This is a genomic window from Pseudaeromonas pectinilytica, from assembly GCF_054780855.1.
Genome location: NZ_BAAGVN010000360.1, coordinates 24,818 through 46,391 on the forward strand (window position 1 = coordinate 24,818; position 21,574 = coordinate 46,391).

At 56.9% G+C, this 21,574-nt stretch carries 16 protein-coding genes; 10 read left to right on the forward strand and 6 right to left on the reverse strand.

The features are described from left to right. Nucleotides 1–11: 11 nt before the first annotated feature. The 7 genes from uca to urtE all read left to right on the forward strand — a co-directional run bounded on the left by uca (nt 12) and on the right by urtE (nt 10,377). Nucleotides 12–3,665, forward strand: coding sequence for an urea carboxylase (uca, locus tag ACYVG7_RS19950; RefSeq protein ID WP_460884854.1), 3,654 nt, complete (start codon nt 12–14; stop codon nt 3,663–3,665). A gap of 52 nt (nt 3,666–3,717) precedes the next feature. Then, nucleotides 3,718–4,494: a GntR family transcriptional regulator gene (locus ACYVG7_RS19955; RefSeq protein WP_460884855.1), complete on the forward strand. Its 777-nt coding sequence runs from the start codon at nt 3,718–3,720 to the stop codon at nt 4,492–4,494. 107 nt (nt 4,495–4,601) lie between these two features. Beyond that, nucleotides 4,602–5,891, forward strand: a complete 1,290-nt coding sequence (gene urtA, locus ACYVG7_RS19960) for an urea ABC transporter substrate-binding protein (protein WP_460884856.1) — start codon at nt 4,602–4,604, stop codon at nt 5,889–5,891. A gap of 183 nt (nt 5,892–6,074) precedes the next feature. Next, the gene (gene urtB, locus ACYVG7_RS19965) at nt 6,075–7,736 is read left to right on the forward strand and encodes an urea ABC transporter permease subunit UrtB (protein ID WP_460884857.1); all 1,662 of its coding nucleotides are present in this window, start codon (nt 6,075–6,077) and stop codon (nt 7,734–7,736) included. 66 nt (nt 7,737–7,802) lie between these two features. After that, nucleotides 7,803–8,852: an urea ABC transporter permease subunit UrtC gene (gene urtC, locus ACYVG7_RS19970; protein WP_460884858.1), complete on the forward strand. Its 1,050-nt coding sequence runs from the start codon at nt 7,803–7,805 to the stop codon at nt 8,850–8,852. Then, on the forward strand, nt 8,849–9,688 hold the full coding sequence (urtD, locus tag ACYVG7_RS19975) for an urea ABC transporter ATP-binding protein UrtD (protein WP_460884859.1): 840 nt from the start codon (nt 8,849–8,851) through the stop codon (nt 9,686–9,688). The genes urtC and urtD overlap by 4 nt, the downstream gene beginning before the upstream one ends. Next, the gene (gene urtE, locus ACYVG7_RS19980) at nt 9,682–10,377 is read left to right on the forward strand and encodes an urea ABC transporter ATP-binding subunit UrtE (RefSeq protein WP_460884860.1); all 696 of its coding nucleotides are present in this window, start codon (nt 9,682–9,684) and stop codon (nt 10,375–10,377) included. The genes urtD and urtE overlap by 7 nt, the downstream gene beginning before the upstream one ends. Before the next feature lie 107 nt (nt 10,378–10,484). On the opposite strand, the gene ACYVG7_RS19985 is transcribed toward urtE, so the two are convergent. Continuing rightward, entirely contained in the window at nt 10,485–12,167 is a 1,683-nt protein-coding gene (locus tag ACYVG7_RS19985; RefSeq protein ID WP_460884861.1) for a methyl-accepting chemotaxis protein, read from the reverse strand. A gap of 383 nt (nt 12,168–12,550) precedes the next feature. On the opposite strand from ACYVG7_RS19985, the gene ACYVG7_RS19990 reads away from it, so the two are divergent. Continuing rightward, on the forward strand, nt 12,551–12,757 hold the full coding sequence (locus tag ACYVG7_RS19990) for a DUF1127 domain-containing protein (protein WP_460884862.1): 207 nt from the start codon (nt 12,551–12,553) through the stop codon (nt 12,755–12,757). A gap of 194 nt (nt 12,758–12,951) precedes the next feature. Here ACYVG7_RS19990 and ACYVG7_RS19995 read toward each other — a convergent pair whose 3' ends face one another. Together ACYVG7_RS19995 and ACYVG7_RS20000 are read right to left on the reverse strand one after the other, a co-directional pair. Next, the gene (locus ACYVG7_RS19995) at nt 12,952–13,743 is read right to left on the reverse strand and encodes a metallophosphoesterase (RefSeq protein WP_460884863.1); all 792 of its coding nucleotides are present in this window, start codon (nt 13,741–13,743) and stop codon (nt 12,952–12,954) included. A 187-nt stretch (nt 13,744–13,930) separates the two neighbouring features. Further along, a complete protein-coding gene (locus tag ACYVG7_RS20000; RefSeq protein ID WP_460884864.1) occupies nt 13,931–15,286 on the reverse strand; it encodes a DEAD/DEAH box helicase in 1,356 nt (451 codons plus the stop codon). Nucleotides 15,287–15,723: 437 nt separating this feature from the next. On the opposite strand from ACYVG7_RS20000, the gene aroG reads away from it, so the two are divergent. Then, nucleotides 15,724–16,782 carry a 3-deoxy-7-phosphoheptulonate synthase AroG gene (aroG, locus tag ACYVG7_RS20005; RefSeq protein WP_460884865.1) on the forward strand — a complete coding sequence of 353 codons (1,059 nt, stop codon included), beginning with the start codon at nt 15,724–15,726 and terminating at the stop codon, nt 16,780–16,782. 62 nt (nt 16,783–16,844) lie between these two features. On the opposite strand, the gene ACYVG7_RS20010 is transcribed toward aroG, so the two are convergent. Then, the gene (locus tag ACYVG7_RS20010; protein WP_460884866.1) at nt 16,845–17,861 is read right to left on the reverse strand and encodes an NADP-dependent oxidoreductase; all 1,017 of its coding nucleotides are present in this window, start codon (nt 17,859–17,861) and stop codon (nt 16,845–16,847) included. 219 nt (nt 17,862–18,080) lie between these two features. Next, nucleotides 18,081–18,680, reverse strand: a complete 600-nt coding sequence (locus ACYVG7_RS20015; RefSeq protein ID WP_460884867.1) for a TetR/AcrR family transcriptional regulator — start codon at nt 18,678–18,680, stop codon at nt 18,081–18,083. Nucleotides 18,681–18,899: 219 nt separating this feature from the next. On the opposite strand from ACYVG7_RS20015, the gene ACYVG7_RS20020 reads away from it, so the two are divergent. After that, nucleotides 18,900–19,655 carry a DeoR/GlpR family transcriptional regulator gene (locus tag ACYVG7_RS20020; protein WP_460884868.1) on the forward strand — a complete coding sequence of 252 codons (756 nt, stop codon included), beginning with the start codon at nt 18,900–18,902 and terminating at the stop codon, nt 19,653–19,655. A 44-nt stretch (nt 19,656–19,699) separates the two neighbouring features. Here ACYVG7_RS20020 and glpD read toward each other — a convergent pair whose 3' ends face one another. Continuing rightward, on the reverse strand, nt 19,700–21,202 hold the full coding sequence (gene glpD / locus ACYVG7_RS20025; protein WP_460884869.1) for a glycerol-3-phosphate dehydrogenase: 1,503 nt from the start codon (nt 21,200–21,202) through the stop codon (nt 19,700–19,702). Nucleotides 21,203–21,574 lie beyond the last annotated feature (372 nt).

Genomic DNA, 21,574 nt, shown 5'->3' on the forward strand with positions numbered 1-21,574 from the left:
GGAATTTGCCGATGTTTACCAAAGTCTTGATTGCCAATCGCGGGGAAATCGCGGTCCGTATCATCCGAACCCTGCGCCGTCTGGGGGTAAAGAGCGTCGCCGTCTACTCCGATGCCGATCGCCACTCCCTGGCGGTGCAATTGGCCGATGAAGCCGTCGCTTTAGGGGGCAATAGCCCGGCTGAGAGCTATCTGCGCGGCGATCTGATCCTGGCGGCTGCCAAGGCTACTGGTGCTGAGGCTGTGATCCCCGGCTATGGTTTTCTCTCGGAGAATGCTGGTTTTGCCGAGCAGTGTGCCGCTGCGGGCATCGTCTTTGTCGGGCCAACGCCGACCCAACTGCGGCAGTTTGGCCTCAAGCATGAGGCGCGAGCTCTGGCACAAGCGGCCCAGGTACCGCTGACTCCCGGCTCAGGCTTGCTAGATTCGGTCACCCATGCGCTGAGCGAAGCCGAGCGGGTTGGGTATCCGCTGATGCTCAAGAGCACGGCGGGCGGCGGTGGCATCGGTATGACCCGCTGTGATAGCCCGGCCGAGCTGGAAGACGCGTTTGCCTCGGTCAAGCGGCTGGGGGAGCAGTTCTTTAACGATGCGGGTTTGTTTATCGAGCGCTTCGTGGAAGCCGCCCGCCATGTGGAAGTGCAGATCGCAGGCGACGGGCAGGGCACAGTCGTGGCGCTGGGTGAGCGGGATTGCTCCTTGCAGCGCCGTAACCAGAAGGTGGTGGAAGAGACGCCCGCTCCAGGTCTGCCGGCCGTGACGCGCGAGCGCATGCTGGCCGCAGCGGTGAGTCTGGGCCAGTCGGTGGGGTACCAGTCGGTCGGCACCGTGGAGTTTATCTATGACGGCCAACGAGATGATTTCTACTTTTTGGAGGTCAACACCCGTCTGCAGGTTGAACACCCCATCACAGAGCGGGTGACGGGCATCGATCTGGTGGAGTGGATGCTGCTGATTGCCGCCGGGACACCACCGGATATGCAGCAGTTGCCTGAGCCCCAAGGGGCGGCCATCGAGGTCCGTCTGTATGCCGAGGATCCGCTGAAGAACTTCCAACCTTCACCAGGCACTCTGACCGAGGTGGTATTCCCGCCCCAGGGGCCGGATCTGCGGGTGGATGGCTGGATAGAGCAGGGCTCCGAGGTCTCGGCCCACTATGATCCCATGCTGGCCAAGCTGATTGTGTATGGGAAAGACCGTGCCGAGGCCATAGAGCGGCTGCAACAGGCGCTGATTCAGACGCGCCTTGGCGGCATCGCCACCAACCTGGATTATCTGCGCCAGATCAGCCGTTGGGATCGCTTCCTGGCCGGTGATGTGGCCACCCAAGCGCTCAATAGCGTCACCTTCTTGCCCGCTGCGGTGGAGGTGGTTGTCGCCGGTACCTATACCACGGTGCAGGATTATCCAGGCCGTGTCGGTTACTGGGATATTGGTGTTCCGCCTTCCGGCCCTATGGATGACAGAGCCTTCCGCTTAGGCAATCGCCTGGTGGGCAATAGTGCTGATGCGGCAGGACTTGAGTGCACCATTCTTGGCCCCAGCCTGCGTTTTCATACCGATACCGTGATTGCGCTGACTGGAGCCCCATCGCCTGCCACTCTGGATGGCGAGCCGGTGGCCTATCACAGTGCTGTTGCGGTCAAGGCCGGGCAACTGCTGGTGCTGGGCAAGGTGGCCCAGGGGTGTCGCAGCTATGTGGCGATCCGTGGTGGACTGGATCTGCCGGTCTATCTGGGCAGCCGAGCCACTTTCGCCTTAGGTCAATTTGGCGGTCATGCCGGTCGCCCCTTGCGGATTGGGGATGTATTGCCTCTGGCCGCACAGATAGAGACTGAACCTTTTACCGGCACCCTGCCCGGGTTGCTGCAGCCCGGATTTGGTGAGTTCCCCGAAGCCGTTGAGGGAGCTCTGGTGTGGGAAATTGGCGTGCTTTATGGCCCGCATGGTGCACCGGATTTCTTCACCACCGACTCTATCAACCAGTTCTTTGCTACTGAATGGCAGGTGCACTACAACTCCAACCGTCTGGGGGTGCGTCTTGTGGGGCCCAAGCCGAGCTGGACTCGTACCGACGGTGGCGAAGCGGGCTTGCACCCTTCGAATATTCATGACTGTGAATATGCCATCGGTAGCATCAACTTCACCGGGGATATGCCGGTGATCCTGACTCACGACGGCCCCAGCCTGGGCGGTTTTGTCTGCCCGGTGACCATTGCCAAGGCCGAGCTGTGGAAAGTGGGCCAAGTCAAACCTGGCGACAAGATCCGTTTCAAAGCGATGAATTTTGATGAGGCTCTAGCCCGTGAGTTGGCCTGGGATGGCGCCATCGACGTTCTGCAGGACCCTGAATTGCCCTCTCATCATCCGGCAAGCTTGCAGCCTGATCACACGGTTTCGGCCTGCGTGATCAATGCCTTACCGGCTTGCGGCGACCATCCCGGCGTTGCTTACCGGCAGGCGGGTGATAAATACCTGCTGTTGGAGTATGGCGACAACGTGCTGGATCTGCGGTTGCGGATGCGGATCCACGCCCTGATGGAATCGCTCAAGGCCACGCCAATAGCCGGGATCGCCGAACTGGCGCCCGGTGTGCGCTCCTTGCAGATCCGCTACGACAGCCGGGTGATCCATCAGCAAGATCTGATTGCGGCCTTGCTGGAGCGTGAGAGCCTGCTGCCGCCGGTCAGCAGCTTGCAGGTTCGTAGCCGTGTGGTGCATCTGCCCATGGCCTTTGAAGATTCCGCCACTCTGGATGCTGTGGCTCGCTACCGCCAGTCGGTTCGGGATACGGCCCCTTGGCTACCGAATAACGTCGATTTTATCCAGCGTATCAATGGGCTGGAGAGCCGCGAGCAGGTGCGCGACATCCTGTTTGATGCCCGCTACATGGTGCTGGGGTTGGGGGATGTCTATCTGGGGGCTCCCTGTGCTGTGCCCGTCGATCCGCGCCATCGCCTGCTGACCTCCAAATACAATCCGGCCCGTACCTATACCGCCGAAGGGACCGTGGGTATTGGCGGCGTTTATATGTGCATCTATGGCATGGACTCACCCGGCGGTTATCAGTTGGTGGGGCGTACCCTGCCAATCTGGAACAAATTCCTGAAGAACCCGCAGTTTGCTGCCGGTGAGCCCTGGCTGTTGCGCTTCTTCGACCAGGTGAAGTTCTACCCGGTCAGCGAGGCGGAGCTAGATGTGTTGCGCGAGCAGTTCCGCGAGGGCAAGGCTCAGATCTGCATCGAGGAGGAGATCTTCTCCCTTGGGGCCTATGAGCAGTTTATCCATGACAACCAGCAGAGCATAGCCGCGTTCAAGAGTCGCCAGCAGGAAGCCTTCACCCGTGAGGTGGCCTTGTGGCAGAGCGAAGAGCAGCAGCTGGCCGAGCTCGGCGAAATCACCAGCGAGACTGATGCGGTCCCCGAAAATCACCATGCCGTCGAGGCCGATATCAGCGGCAACATCTGGAAACTTCTGGTGGAGCCCGGGCAGAGCGTGAAAGCCGGTGAGGCGCTGCTGATTGTCGAGGCGATGAAGATGGAGTTTGCGATCCATGCCCCGGTCGATGGTGTGGTTAGCCGCATCAGCTGCAAGGCGGGGCGTCCGGTGCAGGCCGGCGATGCGTTGCTCTATATCGAGGCCGGTGAGCCGGAGCTGGTGGACTAAAGGGATCCATCGGTACCAATCGGCACGGGTGCCACAAAATAAGGATAAGGCTATGGAATCGCAACAAACCCGTAAGCGGAGATTGGGAGAGCCTAAACCCAGACCGGTGAATATGGCGGATCGGGTTTATGCCGAGCTCAAGGATCAGATCTTCAATTTTTCCCTGTTGCCAGGAGATCGCTTCAGTGAAAACGAAGTGGCCGAGCGCATGGAGGTGAGCCGCACTCCGGTGCGCGATGCTCTCTACCGTTTGCAGCAAGAGGGCTATGTGGAGGTCTATTTCCGCAGTGGTTGGCAGGTTCGCCCCTTCGACTTTGCCTACTTCGAGGATCTCTACGATCTGCGCATCGTGCTGGAGGAGGCGGCGGTGCGGCGCTTATGTGATGGCCTGCAACAGGGAGCTGAGCTGGAGCAACTCAAGCAGACCTGGTTGGTGGCAGAAGCCGAGCGCCTGGCCGATGGCCAACTGGTCTCCCGACTGGATGAGCAGTTTCACTGTTTACTGGTGGCGGCGGCCGGCAATCGGGAAATGGCCGCGGTGCACCAGAGTGTCAGCGAACGCATCCGCATCATCCGGCGTCTGGATTTTACCCAGGGGCCGCGGATTGCAGCCACCTACAGCGAGCATGGCGCCATCTTGGGTGCCGTTCTCAAACGCCGTAGCGAAGAAGCGCTGCGGTTACTGAAGTCGCACATCGAGGCCAGCAAGGCCGAGGTGCGCAAAATCACCCTGCATATGCTGCATGCCGCTCGCGAGCGGAGTCAGCGGCAGGATGAGAGCTCAATTGCTTCACCGATAACGACGATCCCGACAATAACGAGTGCATGACCAACTAACGCGACATGGTAGCGGGCCAGATCTCATCTGTGCCTACGAACAAGGTAAGCCCCACAAGCGTTTGTGCGGAGACCTTTCATTGAACAAGGAGATGTTTCATGAAAACCACAACATTCAAGCAAGTATCCCGTCTGTCCCTCTTGGCATTGGCCATGGCCTCTGCCGGTGCGTTTGCCGCCGATGACACCATCAAGGTCGGTGTGTTGCATTCGCTCTCCGGCACCATGGCGATCTCCGAGACCACGCTCAAAGACACCATGTTGATGCTGATCGACGAGCAGAACAAAAAAGGCGGTGTGCTGGGCAAGAAGCTCGAGGCTGTGGTCGTGGATCCGGCGTCCAACTGGCCATTATTTGCCGAAAAGGCCCGTGAGTTGATCCAGAAAGAGAAAGTGGCGGCCATTTTTGGCTGCTGGACTTCGGTTTCACGTAAGTCAGTGCTGCCGGTGGTGGAAGAGCTCAACAGCATTCTGTTCTATCCGGTGCAGTATGAAGGTGAAGAATCCTCGAAGAATGTGTTCTACACCGGTGCCGCACCCAACCAGCAAGCTATCCCTGCTGTGGATTATCTGATGGCCAATGGTGTCAAGCGTTGGGCTCTGCTCGGGACTGACTATGTCTACCCGCGTACCACCAACAAGATCCTTGAAGCCTATCTGAAGGCTAAGGGCGTACCTGCTTCCGACATCATGGTCAACTACACCCCGTTCGGCCACGCCGATTGGCAATCGATTGTCTCCGATGTGAAGAAGTTCGGCTCGGCGGGCAAAAAGACCGCCGTAGTCTCCACCATCAACGGCGATGCTAACGTGCCGTTCTATAAGGAGCTGGGTAATCAGGGCGTATCGGCCAAGGATATCCCGGTCGTTGCCTTCTCGGTCGGTGAGGAAGAGCTCTCCGGTATCGACACCAAACCGCTGGTCGGTCACCTGGCTGCCTGGAACTACTTCCAGAGCGTCGAGTCCGACGAGAACAGTGCCTTTATCGAGCAGTGGCACAAGTTCACCGGTAAAGAGACTCGCACCACCAATGATCCGATGGAAGCCACTTACATTGGCTTCAACATGTGGCTGAAGGCGGTCGAGAAGGCGGGAACCACGGATCCGGAGCAAGTACAGGACGCGCTGATCGGGGTTGCCGTACCGAATCTGACCGGTGGTTATGCGGCCATGCTGCCAAACCATCACATCACCAAGCCGGTGCTGATTGGCGAAATCCAGGACGATGGCCAGTTTGAAGTAGTCTCCGAAACCAAGGGTACTGTGGCGGGTGACGAGTGGTCCGATTATCTGCCGGGATCCAAGGATCTGATCGCCGATTGGCGCAAGCCCTTAGCCTGCGGCAACTTCAATGTCAAAACCGGCAAGTGTGGCGGTAGCGGCAAGTAAGTCGAGGTAAAGTCGCCGAGTCGCGCCACTGGGTTGGCTCGGCGGCTGATACAAGCAGTAACGGGTATCCCTGCGCGAAAGCTGGGGGTACCTCCTGGTGAGAGGCGGTTAGGCCTGATGGCGTTGAGCCATCCACCTCATCGCGTTTCATCATATCGTTTCATTCAACTGAAGGACGCCAAGATGCAAGCATGGAGCATAAGGCAAGTACCCCACCTCAGAAGGGGACGACGGGCTCGCGGTCTAGTCGTCAATCTTCGCTATGGCCTGATGGCACTGTTCGGGCTGATCCTTTCCCTGTGGGTTCCAACCAGCCTGGCAGCCGACACTATGAGTCCGGATGAGGCTCTGGTGGTGCTGACAGGGAAGAGTTTCTCCGAAAAAGAGCAAGCGATTAGTGTGCTCGCCAGCAGTGGCCAGCCCTATGTCGCCACCCTGTTTACCGCCTTGGATAGTGGCAACCTCTACTATCGCAAGGCCGATCAGCAGTTGGTGGTGCGTGAGGAGAGCCGGTTTATCGGCTTGCAAAGTGGTACCGCCATAGAGGGCAAGCCACGGGATTTTAAACGGGTCGGGCTTAACAATGCACTGCGCGAGCAGCTCGCGGCGCTGGCATCTGGACTGGCCTTGAGCGATCCGGATGCGGACAAGCGTCTGGATGCGGTCAAGTCCATGCTGGGCAAGTTATCGTCACAACATCTGGCCCCCCTGCAGCAGCGTTTGAGTCAGGAAACTGATCCGCAAGTCAAACAATGGCTCTCGGGCGTTATCGCCTTCAGCCAACTGGATGCGCCAACGCGTGAGGCGCGCTTGACGGCAATCGACCAGCTGGCTCCTTTGCGTCATCCGCTCGTGCTGGAGCGATTCAAATCCCTGGCGCAATCGGATAGCGATGCCCAGGTGCGGCATCAGGCGGGGCAGGCGCTCAAGAGTCTGCAGCATTCTGAACAGTTCTACTCAGGTATCGAGACCCTCTATTTCGGCATCAGTCTGGGATCTGTGCTGGTGCTGGCGGGGATCGGTCTGGCGATCACCTTCGGCGTCATGGGTGTCATCAACATGGCCCATGGCGAGCTGATGATGCTGGGCGCCTATACCACCTTCGTATTGCAGCAATGGCTGCCGGAGCAACCGGGCCTGGCGTTGTTGCTCTCGGTACCGGCAGCATTTCTGGTCTCCGGGGCCGTCGGCATTCTCATCGAGCGCTCGGTGATCCGTTTCCTCTATGGCCGCCCACTGGAAACTCTGCTGGCGACGTTCGGCATCAGTCTGCTGTTGCAGCAGGCGGTGCGCTCCATCTTCTCGCCCCTGAATCAGACAGTGGTGATGCCGAGCTGGATGAGCGGCACCTGGGTCATTAACGACTTTCTCTCCCTCACGCTCAACCGCTTGGTGATCATCGGCTTCAGTCTGCTGGTATTTGCCGGACTGATGTGGTTGCTCAAGCGCAGTCGGTTGGGGTTGGAAGTGCGGGCTGTCTCCCAGAACCGGGCCATGGCCCGCAACATGGGGGTGCGTTCGGCCCGGGTCAATGCACTGACTTTCGGTCTGGGCTCGGGGATTGCCGGGATTGCCGGGGTCGCTCTGTCGCAATTGACCAATGTGGGGCCGAATCTGGGTCAGAGCTACATCATCGATGCCTTCATGGTGGTGGTGTTTGGCGGGGTTGGCAATCTGTGGGGCACGCTGGTTGCCGGTTTGACGCTCGGGGTGGCTAACAAGCTGTTAGAGCCGGTCGCCGGTGCCATGCTGGCCAAGATCCTGATCCTGGTCGCCATCATACTGTTTATTCAAAAACGTCCGCGCGGTCTGTTTCCGCAGCGCGGCCGCGCCGTGGAGGGTTAACGCATGGCCTTGTCTCATTCAGCCGCAACGCATATGGCGAAATCACTGTTACAGGATAAGAGGGGCATGCTGCTGCTGGCCCTGATCTGGCTGGGGGTGTTGCTGGCTTCGGCGGCCAACCTGCTGTTGCCGGAGAGCAGCGTCCTGTATGTGGGCAGCAATACCATCACCTTGTTGGGCAAGTATCTCTGTTACGCCCTGCTGGCGGTCTCGCTGGATCTGGTGTGGGGTTACCTGGGGATCCTGAGTTTGGGGCATGCCGCCTTTTTTGCCTTGGGCGGTTATGTGATGGGCATGTACCTGATGCGCCAGATCGGTGATCGGGGTGTCTACGGCAATGCCGAGCTGCCAGATTTCATGGTGTTTCTCAACTGGAGCGAGTTGCCCTGGTTCTGGCAGGGTGTTGGACATTTCCCGGTGGCGCTGCTGCTGATCCTGCTGGTGCCTGGCATTCTGGCGTTCGTGTTCGGCTTTCTGGCGTTCCGCTCCCGGGTCACCGGCGTCTATCTCTCCATCATGACCCAGGCATTGACCTATGCCCTGATGCTGGCCTTTTTCCGTAACGAGATGGGCTTTGGGGGGAATAACGGCCTAACGGATTTCAAGGATCTGCTGGGGGTTTCCCTGACGGCACCCGGGACACGGATCACGCTGTTTGTGCTCTCTGCTCTAGCGCTCACCCTGGGTTATGTGGCTTGTCGTCTCATCGTCAGCTCCAAGCTCGGGCGAGTGGCGGTGGCGATCCGCGATGCCGAGAGTCGCACCCGCTTTATCGGTTACCGGGTGGAGTGGTTCAAGCTGGCGCTGTTTGTCTTCTCGGCCATGCTGGCTGGCATTGCCGGTGCCCTGTATGTGCCACAAGTGGGCATCATCAATCCGGGCGAGTTTTCCCCGCTCAACTCCATCGAGCTGGTGATCTGGGTCGCGGTCGGCGGGCGGGCGACTCTCTATGGCGCCGTGTTGGGAGCCCTGCTGGTCAACTATGCCAAGTCGGTGTTTACCGGCGTGCTACCCGATGAGTGGCTCTACGCCTTGGGCGCTCTGTTCGTGCTGGTGACGCTGTTTTTGCCACGGGGTGTCATGGGGCTGTTACAACGCAAGGAGGCAGAAGCATGAATATGTTAGCCAATACCCGAGAGCTGTTTTCTACCGACTATTGGCGTGAACGTTTCTCGCCACGGCAGCAACCGGACTTGAACCTGACCCACGGCATGATCCTCTATCTGGAAGATATCAGCGTCAGCTTTGATGGTTTCAAGGCACTCAATAACCTCAATCTCTACATCAAGGCTGGCGAGCTGCGCTGCATCATAGGTCCGAACGGCGCCGGGAAAAGCACCATGATGGATGTGATTACCGGCAAGACGCGGCCGGATTCCGGCTCCGCCTGGTTCGGGCAGAACATCGACCTACTGAGTCTGGATGAACCGGCGATTGCCGAGGTCGGCATCGGTCGCAAGTTCCAGAAACCGACCGTGTTTGAGCCGCTGACCGTGGAGGAGAATCTGGAGTTGGCCATGGCGGGTAACAAGCGGGTGTGGCACACCTTCCGCAGTCAGCTGCGCGGCGAGGGGCGGGACTATCTGGATCAGGTGTTACTGCTCATCGGCCTGGTTCCAGAGCGCAAGCGGCTGGCTGGGGTGCTCTCCCACGGCCAGAAGCAGTGGCTGGAGATCGGTATGTTGCTGATGCAACGTCCGCAACTGCTGCTGGTGGACGAGCCGGTGGCCGGCATGACCCATCAGGAGATGGAGCGGACCGCAGAATTACTGACCGGGCTGGCCGGAGAACATTCGGTGGTCGTGGTGGAACATGATATGGATTTTGTACGCAGCATCGCCAATCGCGTCACAGTGTTGCATCAGGGATCTGTGCTGGCCGAAGGAACCATGGCCCAGGTACAGGCTGATCCCAAGGTGATTGAAGTCTATCTGGGGGAGAGCCCATGCTGAAAATTGATGCGGTGAATCAATTCTATGGCCAGTCTCATACCCTGTGGGATCTGAGCCTGGAGTTACAGCAGGGGGAATGCCTCTGTCTGATGGGCCGTAACGGTGTGGGTAAGACCACGCTGCTCAATGCCTTGATGGGACAGTTACCGCTTAAGAGCGGGCAGATCTGGTTTGATGGTCAGAACATCACCCCGCTGGCGGTGGAGAGGCGAGCCGAGCTGGGGATTGGTTATGTGCCGCAAGGGCGACAGATCTTCCCGTTATTAACGGTCGAGGAGAATCTGCGCATCGGCTTGCCTTCGCGTCGTGATAATCAGCGGCAGATCCCGGCGTTCATCTACGAGCTGTTTCCGGTGCTCAAGGAAATGAAACAGCGGCGAGGTGGGGATCTCTCCGGCGGTCAGCAGCAACAGCTGGCCATCGGTCGTGCCCTGGTGCTGGATCCGAAACTGCTGATCCTGGATGAGCCCACCGAAGGCATTCAGCCCAATGTGGTGGCGGAAATTGGCGATATCATTCGCCGCCTGAATCGGGAGATTGGCCTGACGGTGCTGCTGGTGGAGCAGAAATTACCCTTTGCCCGCAAGGTAGGGGACACCTTCTGTTTGCTGGATCGAGGCCGCAATGTGGCCTCTGGCGCCATGACTGAACTGGATGAGTCGCTGATCCGTACCTATCTCACGGTGTAAACGGCACACGTTTATTGTGTTCCGGGCATAAAAAAGCCGAAACCAATCCCTTGGTTTCGGCCATTCGTTGTAAACGGCTCTTGCGGTCGCCGCTACTTCCTCATCGATTACAGTTGGTAGCTGTTGACCATATTTTCCAGTGTCTGCGCTTCATGGTGCAGGCTCTGACTGGCTTGGCTGAGTTCGCGCACCACATGTTCGGTCTCTTCCACGGCATCACGGATCACCACCAGACTATCAGTGACCTGGGAAGCAACATGGCTTTGTTGTTCAGCGGCGGCGGCAATCATGTCACCGCGCTGGGCTTGTTGACCAATCTGGGTCGCGATAGATTCAAACTCGAAATTCGCGGCCTCGGCATCTTGCATCGCGGATTCGGCGTTGCTGACGCTGACCGTCATCTGCTGCACGGCTTGACGAGTACCTTGCTGCAGGCTGTTGATCATCTCGTCAATTTCGTGAGTCGCCTGCTGGGTACGACGTGCCAGCTGGCGCACCTCATCGGCGACTACGGCAAAGCCACGGCCCTGATCTCCGGCGCGTGCGGCCTCGATGGCGGCATTGAGTGCCAGTAGGTTGGTTTGCTCGGAGATACTGCTGATGGTACTGACGACCGAACTAATGGCGCTGACTTCCGATTCAACCTGGCTGACCGAATCTGAGCTGGTTCCCAAGTTGGTAAACAATTGGCGAATGGAATCAATGCAGTGCGCCAGTTGCGTGACTCCACGGTGCACCATGCGGTCGGTCTCATTGCTGTCTTGGGCGCTCTGCTGGGCATTGAGCGCCACATCGCGGATGGTGGCAGACATCTCTTCCATAGCGGCGGCGAGGGCATCCAGACGTTCCCGCTGATCCTGCACCGCAGTCCCTACCTGATGCATGCCATGGTTGATCTGCGCCGATGCCGCAGAGAGGGTCACTGAGGTATCCCGTTGGCCGGAGAGCAGTTCGCACAGATTACGACGGGTGTGTTCCAATTCGCGGTTGATATCGGCAAATTCGTCACGGCCCATGCCATAAATGGTATGGCTCAGATTGCGGTTGGCGATCAGCCGCAGCTCGTTGAGGGATTGACGAACCTGGGAGTTGATAGCGCGGCTGATGATGGCAATCACCAGCACCATGACCAGCAAAGTGGCGATCAGAACCAGCGAGCTGTTGATCAGATACTGGCTAAAGGCGGTATCAGCCGCATCCATATAGACCCCGGAAATCAGCAAGTAATCGCCGATGGGGGCTACATAGGCAGCCTTGAGAGTCTTGGTGGTGCTACCCGGTTTGATATAGGGATAGTGAATGAGTGTGGCTTCATCACCCCGGCCAATGCGAGCAAACGCTTGGGAAACCTCTTCATTGGTCTCGATGACTTGTACCGGATCCAGGAAGTTGCCTTCTTTAGCCGCTTTGGGCGGATAGATCAGCAGGCGCCCCTGACGATCGGCCAGGAAAAAGTAGCCCGAATTCTGTTCGCCCCAGCGTAATCCGGTGAGCAATTCACGGCTGGTTTGTAAAAAATGCACCGGATCCTTGCTCAACTGTTGCTGCAGCAATTGGTGGACTCCGCTGACCTGAGCGATCAGGCCTGCATCGATGGACTCGCGGATTGCGTCCCGAGTCGAAAAAGCCGAGTAGAGATTACCGAGTAACGTACAGAGCAATACCAAAATTAACAGGAAACCCATCTTGCCATTAAAACGTAGACGGGTAGTCTGCTTGACCCACCAACTGGGGGAGTGGTGGGCGGTTGAGCCGGTTTCTGTGTGATGATACAGCGCGACAGTGTCCATGCCTGTTATCCATTAATTTTATGAGTGTGGCCCGAGCAAGCCGGGGTGGCGACGAGAGCTCGTGCATTTTAAATAGTTATTTTTTAATCGAGAAGCTCGGATGCTAGATGAGTGGTCTATTTGCACTAGAATAAATACACTTTGTTGACTTACATCACGTTCAGCCTGTTTCATTTACACAACATTAACTAAATCAATAACCTATATAAGCAATAAAAGATTGCCATATGAGATTGGTGTCGCGCTCATTGGACCGAGTTCCGGTAAAGTGTGAACGTGCTCACCCATTAAAAAATCTAATCCGAAAGTGGAAAAAAGGTCAATTGTGAGGGCGGGGGATGACGACTAGACTTTCTGCAGACCAAGAGAGTGGAGATTTAAAAATGGCAACTCACATGAGCACCCATAGCGTACAATCCCTGGATACCAGCAGTCTGTTGAATCGCGGCAAGATGATGTTGATGACCTGGTTCGAACGGGCCCGCAGCCGTCGCGAGCTGGCCGAGTTGCCGCCGCACTTGCTGAAGGATATTGGCCTGACCGAGTCCGATCGATTCGTCGAGAGCAACAAACCGTTCTGGCGTGACTAATCTCAGTAGGGAGAAACAAGTTTCAGCGGGAGACATCGTTTCATGCGGATTCTTGGTGTGTTGACAGTCGCAATTGGTGTCTGAAACTGTCGCACTCTTTGTCATCTTGTTTATCGTTCTTGCTTTCCGGGTCGTCTCTGCTCGATATCGGGTTACAGCCAAACAAAGCCTCGCCATGCGGGGCTTTGCTGTTTTTAGCCATACGCATGCGTGTTAGTGGCGCTGGATTGGGGGTGATGTTTGAGCCAGTCATCGGCATCCAGGAGCACCAGTTCAAATCCGGCGCAGGTGCCATTATCCAGCCAGAGCATATTGCCTGTCCCCCAAGGCGCTTCACCGCTCAGTGGGGTATGTCCCATACAGACCAAGTCAATTCCGGCAATCCGGTCGAGGTCGAAATGGTCGGTCTTTGAAAGGCATGGCGTGTGATGCGGCCCCCGGGGCAATTGTCGCAACTGGTTCAGTCGCTCTCGCTGCCAGAGTAGTTGCTCCAGAATGGCGGGATCCGGACTGGGTGCGCGCAAGCATTCTACCAATTGTTGCCACTGGTTGAAGACTGGATCGGCATGCACCAGACCAATCCGGTGGCGGTCGCGGCTGGTGATCTCCATGGCGTACGAGAGGTGCTGGATCCGCTCCTGACACAAGGCCATCACTTCAGCCTGTTCGATTTCGGCGAGTTGTTCGTACCAACAGCCACCATTGCTAAACCATAGTTGTCTGGCATGACGGCTGCCGCCCAGCAAAGCCAGCAGCATCAACTGTTCATGATTCCCACGGATGCTATGAAACCAGGGTTGTCGCAGCAGTCGCAGGCAGGCCAGATTATCTGCTCCACGGTCGGTCAGATCCCCCAACGCGATCAGGCGATCACCCTGCTCGGGGGCAAAGTCCAAGCGACTCAGGCGAGTGAGGAGTTGCTGATAACAGCCGTGCAGATCCCCCATGATCAGGGTGCGGCCGGTGACATGCAGATAGCTGAGCACACGACACTCCGTAAGGCGATGACATTCTTGAGTTGAGTGTAACGAAGGCTGGCTAGCTTGGTGGTCTGATACCCGAAATTGAAGCAGTAAATTTAATGCATGAAGTCAGTTGAAGCCGAATACAACGGCAGAAGGGCCACCGAGGGCCCTTCTGGTTGTTCTTTGGTGATTGCCAAGAGTCTGGATGTCAGGCTTCGAGGCTGGGTTTGCGTATACGCAGTGGGGAAAAGCCATCCTGCTCCAGCTCGGCTCTGGGTTGTTGTTTGGCTGGGCGATTTTTTTCATTAGCTGGTCGGGCCTTGCGCACGGGCGGCTTGCTCTTGCCGGCTTTCGGCTCCTTGGCGGCCAACAGTGGATGTGCCGCTTTGGGGCCTCGACGGGGAGCGCTGAAGACGCCCTTGAACTTGCCGCTGAGACCGGGGATTTCACTGAACGGGATCTCCAACTGCAACAGGTTCTTCACTGCCTGATAGCTGGCCCAATCTTTGGCACCGACCAGGGAGATGGCCAATCCTTTGGCACCAGCGCGGCCAGTCCGGCCGATACGGTGGATAAACTCTTCCGCCGCCTTGGGCATGTCGAAGTTGACCACCAAAGAGACATTGACCAGATCCAGTCCCCGGGATGCAATATCGGTTGTAAACAACAGCTTATAATGGCCACGGCTGAAGCCATCCATGATGTTGTTACGGGCCGTCTGCTTCAGCTCGCCGGACAGGGCCGCGGTACTCAGCCCTTTTTCCTGGAACAGTTGCGCCAGACGCTCGGTATCGGCGCGGGTGGCGGTGAAAATGATGGCTTGCTGATAAGACTCATGGTTGAGCAGATGTTCTAGCAGTGCCTGCTTGTGATCCAGATGGTCACATAACAAGAAGCGTTGTTCGATGTCCTCGTGTGGCGCCAGCTCCTGACCCACAGTAATCCGGCGTGGTGCATCCAGCAGTACCGTGGCCAACTCTTCAAATTCGGTGTGAGCCAAAGTAGCTGAGAACATCAGGGTCTGACGCAACCTGTGGTTGGCGGCTTCATGAATTTGTTTCAGCTCGTTGGCAAAGCCGAGATCCAGCATCCGATCCGCTTCATCCAGGATCAGCATCTCCAGACCATCGATAAACAGACTGCGTTCACTCAAATGGTTGGCGATACGCCCTGGCGTGCCGACCAGCACATGGGGCTGGCGTTGCAATTGCTTGATCTGCTCGTTGAAGTTTTCACCACCCAGGATCAGCGCGCCCTTGTAGTTGGTGCCTGCCAGTAGTAGACGCAATTGACCATAAACCTGTTTGGCCAGTTCACGGGTTGGCGCCAGAATTAAGGCTCGCGGTCCACGCTTGCTCAGCACCTTGCTGGTCATCAGCCGTTGTACCATGGGCAGCAAGAAGGCCAGGGTCTTGCCTGATCCGGTTTTCGACGAGGCCGCCAAATCATGGCTGGACAGAATTTGAGGAATTGCGCGTTGCTGGATTTCGGTGGCTTCGATAAAGCCCAGATGATTAATGGCCTGCAACAGGCGCGGATTCAATGACAGCTCGTCAAAACGCAAGGTAACACTCCGAAGTAAAAAGACGCATGGTCTTGAGAATCGCGAGGCATCGGCAATGAGACGACGCTCGCCACTCATGGTAAAGGGCTCTAGAAATAACGCCGCTATTCTACGACATGGGGAAAGGTGGCGCGACTTTTCTTGCCGGAACCCGATGAATTCGCCCCTCTGGTTCGGTAATGGCGTTGACAGCGGCGCGGCAAAACTTCTAGATTGTCCCTTCGATTGACACTGTCGCCAGGGAGCAGAGCCCTATTTCGGCTTCTGATACTGGGTTGCAACGCGGTTGTCGGTCCGGTTGGGGCGTTTGCCCGTAACCCGGTGACCTGACGTTCACTTCGCTGTTGCACTTAAGTGATTGGAGCCCGGAGTAACTGGAACCCGGTTGACCCTCGTATGGGCTCTATGCGGCACCAAACCTATGGGAAGTAGTAAACATGCAGCATCAAACCGATGACGTTCGTATCAAAGAGATCAAAGAGCTGTTGCCACCGATCGCCGTACTGGAAAAGTACCCCGCTACCGAGCGCGCAACCAATACTGTCTTTGAGGCTCGGGAGGCCATCCACCGCATTCTGACCGGTGACGATGATCGTCTGCTGGTCGTGATCGGCCCTTGCTCCATTCATGACCCCAAAGCCGGTATCGAGTATGGCCAGCGGCTGCTGGCTCTGCGTGAAGAGCTCAAAGACCGCCTGGAAATCGTCATGCGCGTCTATTTTGAAAAGCCACGCACTACCGTGGGTTGGAAAGGGTTGATCAATGACCCGTACATGGATGGCAGCTATCGCATCAATGATGGTCTGCGCATCGGTCGCAAGTTGTTGCTGGATCTCAACGAGTTGGGGATGCCAACAGCGAGCGAGTTCCTCGATATGATCAGTCCGCAATATGTGGCGGATTTGATGAGCTGGGGAGCCATTGGCGCCAGAACCACAGAATCCCAGGTGCATCGCGAGCTGGCTTCCGGTTTGTCCTGTCCGGTGGGTTTTAAAAATGGCACCGATGGCACCACCAAGGTTGCCATTGATGCCATCAATGCTGCCAGCGCGTCACACTGTTTCCTGTCGGTGACCAAGTTTGGCCACTCGGCGATTGTACAAACCGGTGGCAATCCGGACTGTCATATCATCCTGCGTGGCGGCAAGTTGCCCAATTACAGCGCCGAACATGTGGCGGCGGTGGCGACCGATCTGGCCAAAGCCGGCTTACCACAAAAAGTGATGGTGGATTTCAGCCACGCTAACAGCTCCAAGCAGTACCAGAAACAGATGGATGTCTGTACCGATGTCTGCAATCAAGTAGCGCATGGCAGCCAGGTGGTGTTCGGTGTCATGGTGGAGAGTCATCTGGTGGCCGGACGTCAGGATTTGGTTGAAGGTCAAGCTGCCGATCTGACCTATGGTCAGAGCATCACGGATGCCTGTATCGGTTGGGGCGACACCGAGCAACTACTGCGTCAACTGGCCGATGCCGTGGTCGCACGTCGTCGCTGAGCCAGTCGTTGTCCAGTCAAGCAAGGGCCGCCAAGTGCGGCCCTTGTTATTAGCCTCAAAATTTAAAGATCGATGACCAATTTGCCAAAATTCTTGCCTTCCAGCAGGCCGATAAAGGCTTGCGGGGCGCTGGCGAATCCCTGGACATGATCTTCACGGTAGCGAATTTTCCCTTCTTGTAACCAGGCCCCCATTTGTGCGGCAAATTCCGGGTAGCGGTGGCCGTAATCGTCAAAGATGATGAAACCCTTGAGGGTCACCCGACGGGTGAGCAAGGTGCGCAGGAGCAGAGGGGAGAAATCTGGCCCGGCGGGCAGTTCGGTACTGTTGTATTGAGCTATCAAGCCGCATAGCGGGATACGAGCGCTGGTATTGAGTAGCGGCACCACGGCTTGCAGCACCGGGCCGCCAACATTTTCAAAGTAGACGTCGATCCCATCGGGACAGGCCAGCGCCAGTTGGGCTGGTAGGGTACTGCTGTGGTGATCCACACAGGCGTCAAAGCCCAGCTCTTCCACCGCATAACGACACTTGGTTGTACCGCCGGCAATTCCGACCACACGGCAGCCTTTGAGCTTAGCAATTTGCCCGACTAAAGATCCGACAGCTCCGGTTCCTGCGGCAACCACAACCGTTTCTCCGCTTTTCGGCTGACCGATATCCAGCAGCCCCATATAGGCGGTGAAACCCGGCATTCCCAGCACGCCCAGAGCCCAGGAAGGTTGAGCCAAGGTGGCTGGTAAGACGGTTAAACCGCTACCCGTGCTGATGGTATGACTCTGCCAGCCGGTATAGCCCAATACCCGATCGCCAACTGCAAATTCAGCATGTCGACTGGCGATCACCTCACTGATGGCCCCTCCGACCATCACCTCGCCCAACGCCACAGGGGCGGCGTAGGAGGGACCTTCGCTCATGCGGCCGCGCATATAAGGATCCAGTGACAGGTGCAGAGTCTTGAGTAATACCTCGCCGTCTTGCAGCTCGGGCAGTGGCAGCTCTTCCAGTCGGAAATTATCGAGCGTTGGTGTGCCATGAGGACGGGATGCCAATACGATGCGTTGATAGTTCTGAGTCATGGTGATTCCTTGATCTGAATGGAGTTGCTGCTGAATATAGTGGCTAGCCTGCGGTCCCGAGTTTGCCTTAACGCATTAGACCGGTCGCCTAGTGCCTTTCGTTAAAAAAACGACGCGAACGTCGTAGTAAAGTTTGATTGTTCACCATATCGGCTTGCTCACTGTATTAGCTCCGACGAATAAGGAACTAGCACAGTGAGCGTGATATTACTCGGTGGATCAGCCGGTAATGCCGAGCAAGCGCTGGCTACTGAGCAAGGCAGCGCTGAGTGCCGAATCATCGCGTCTGAGCTTGGTGAGCAGGCTGGCGCCAAGCCAGAGCTGATAGAGCTCTTCGGCCATCGCCCGAGGCGGAGTAGGGAGAATCACCTCATGCACGGCCTGCGCCTGCTCCAGTATCCTGGCCAGATGGGTCACTATCTGCTGCGTTCCGGCCAGTAACTCTTGGCGCATGGGTTCGGACAAATCTGCGACTTCGGCGCTGAGCTTGACGACCAGACACTGCTCCTCGCAACTACCATCCCGGTAGAGTTGGTGCCAACGTGTCCAGTAGGCCATGATCCGTTGACTCGGCGTCAGACTTGCGTCCTGAAACAGTGCCTCAAGACGACTCAGATACAGAGAAAAATAGTGTTGCACCAGCTCGATACCAAACTGCTCTTTGGAACGAAAGTAGTGGTAAAACGAGCCTTTCGGAACGCCTGCGGTACTGAGAATTTCGGCAAGGCCAACGGCTGAAAAGCCCTTACCCAGGATCAGTCGGGTACCGGTTTCCAGCAGGTGCAGACGGGTGTCGGTGAATTCAGTTTTTGTATTCATAGTGACTACTTTAGCTGACGACTAGACCAGTCGTCTAGCATCTTGTTCTGGTCCCTATGTTACGATCTCTGGCGCAGCAGGCCAAGTGCTGCTGTTTTGTCCGGCGCTTTGCGGAGCAAGGCGCCGGGGGTACCATAGCCCGGGGCGGGTGCCCGCATCCGAATGGATATTCGGTGAGTGTAGTGAATCATCCGATGGGTGATAGGAGGAGAGGCCGCAATGAAACAAGCGCAGCGTCATCAGGAAACTATCGAGCTGCTAAGTCAGTGTGGATTTGCATCGACCGAAGAGTTGGTTACGCATTTTGATGTCAGCCCGCAGACCATTCGCCGGGATTTGAACGAGTTGGCGCAGCAAAACAAGATCCAGCGCCATCATGGCGGGGCTTCGCTAAGCTCTAGCAACGTCAGCCTGTATGCCACTCATCAGGTGCCACAATGGGAAGAAAAGGAACGTATTGCCCGGCTGGTTGCGGCCCGGATTCCGGATGGAGCCTCTTTGTTCATCGATATCGGCTCCAGCTGTGAGGCGGTGGCCAGAGCCTTACTGGATCATCGCGACTTGCGGATCGTGACCAATAACTTGAATGTGGCGAGTATCTTGACGGCGCGGGATGACTTCACTGTCATCATCGCCGGTGGTGAGATCCGCAGCCGGGATGGAGGCATTGTGGGCGAGTCCACGCGGGATTTTATCGCACAATTTCGCATGGATTTTGGTGTCGTGAGTATCGCGGCAATCGATGCTCTGGGGGATCTGCTGAATCACCACTACCCCGAGGTGCGAGTAACAAAAGCCATCATGGAACACTCCCGCACGTTATTTATGCTGGCCGATCATGCCAAGTTTGGCCGTCATGCCATGGTCAGTCTGGGCTCTATTTCACAGGTGGATGTGCTATTTACCGATGCGGAACCGCCGCAAACCCTGTGTCAGTTGATGCAACATCACAAGGTAGCCTGGCGGGTGTGTTAATCCCGGCTCAGGCGTGCCCATGATGAAGTGACTCAGCTCGCTTCCTATGATCGTGCAGCAAGATAGGCCACTAACTCTGCACGAGCTGGCGTGGGAAATTGCAAACCGAGTTTGCTACGTCGCCACAAAATGTCATCGGGGCTACGCGCCCACTCGTGCTGCATCAGGTAATCCACCTCCTCTTGCGCCAAGCAGCCACCTAATAATCGGACCGGCTGCTGAGGTAACCAGAGTCTGGCTCGAGTTCCATAGGCCGTTGCGATCCGAGTCGCTTGGGCGCTGTCCAACCAGGGAGCATGGTGCTGATACTCCTGAATCAAGGTGGCCAGCGGAGCCGAATCACCGCCCGGCAGCAACTGTTGCGCACTCCAGTCTGGCCCCATAGCCGAAAAGTAAGGGGCGAGTTGGTGACTGGCTGCCTCCGCCAACTTGCGGAAGGTGGTGAGCTTGCCGCCAAACACGGATAGCAAGGGGGCCTTTCCATCTCGATCCTGCAGGCTCAGTGTGTAGTCCCGGGTGATGGCTTGGGGGGATGTAGATTCATCATCGCAGAGCGGGCGCACACCGGCATAACTCCAAACCACATCCTGCGGTGTGGTCGGCTGCCTAAAGTAGCTATTCACCACCTGACACAGGTACTGGATTTCATCATCGCTGATCACCACCTGACGCAAATCCCCCTGATATTCCATATCGGTAGTCCCGATCAGTGAGTAATGCTCCAAGAAAGGGATCACAAACACCACGCGGCGATCGGTATGTTGCAGCAAGTAGGCTTCGGGTCCCGGGTGCAAGCGGGGAACGACGATATGACTGCCCTTGATCAGCCGGATCCGGCGGGGTGATGGGGCTTGCAGCGCCGTTTCGAACCAGTTTTGCACCCAGGGGCCGGTGGCATTGACCAATGCCGTGCAGGTTACGGTTCTGGCTTGGCCGCCTGGTTGCGACATCAGCTCCAGCTGCCAGTGATCGCCATGCCGAATGGCGCGAGTACATGCGGTGCGAGTGGCGATGTGTGCGCCGCGCTCTTGAGCCGCGAGAGCGTTGAGTACCACCAGCCGGGCATCATCAACCCAGGCATCTGAGTACTCAAAACCGCTTATCACATCGGCTCTCAGACCATCCTCGGGGCTAAAACGAATACCATGACTGGCAGGCAGGCTGATCCGTTTAGCTAAATGATCATAGATAAACAATCCGATGCGGATCAGCCAGGCCGGGCGTAATTGGGCTCGATAAGGCAAGCGAAACCGTAAGCCTCTCGCCAGATAGGGCGCGCGTGCGAGCAAGATCTCCCGCTCTGCCAAGGCTTCACGAACCAGGCGGAACTCGTAATGTTCCAGATAGCGCAGACCGCCGTGCAGTAATTTGCTGGACGCCGAAGATGTTGCGCAACCCAAATCGTCGGCTTCAAAGAGTGCAACCGACAGGCCGCGACCTGCCATATCGGCGGCAATACCGGTGCCATTGATGCCACCGCCAATCACCACCACATCGTAGTGCGAGGTTGTCAAGCCATGAGCTGGGATCGATGTGAGTGTCCCCATGCGAGCCTCCTTGTCCGACGCAGTTCTGTTGTCAGTATGGTGTGGTTATGGTGTGCGAGCCGAGTTCGGGATGCAGAAGTGTGAACCACCAGGGAAAACAGCGTCGATGACGCAATGCGTCCTCCTTTAGCTATACGATATGACGACAAAATGTAATTCGATTACAAGTATTTGTCGCCTTCCGGCGTCCCGCAACTACATAGAGCTCGTATGGCGGATGAAATTTTTACTTGTCAAACATAGGTGCCTGGTGCCTAAATTGGGGGGTAACATCTTGCTGTGACAAGGTAATTTCAAAGGTGATTCTTATTTTTTGTTACCAAACCGGAATCACCGACACGAAAATGGCGGCTCTTGCCGGGTGGTGAGCCG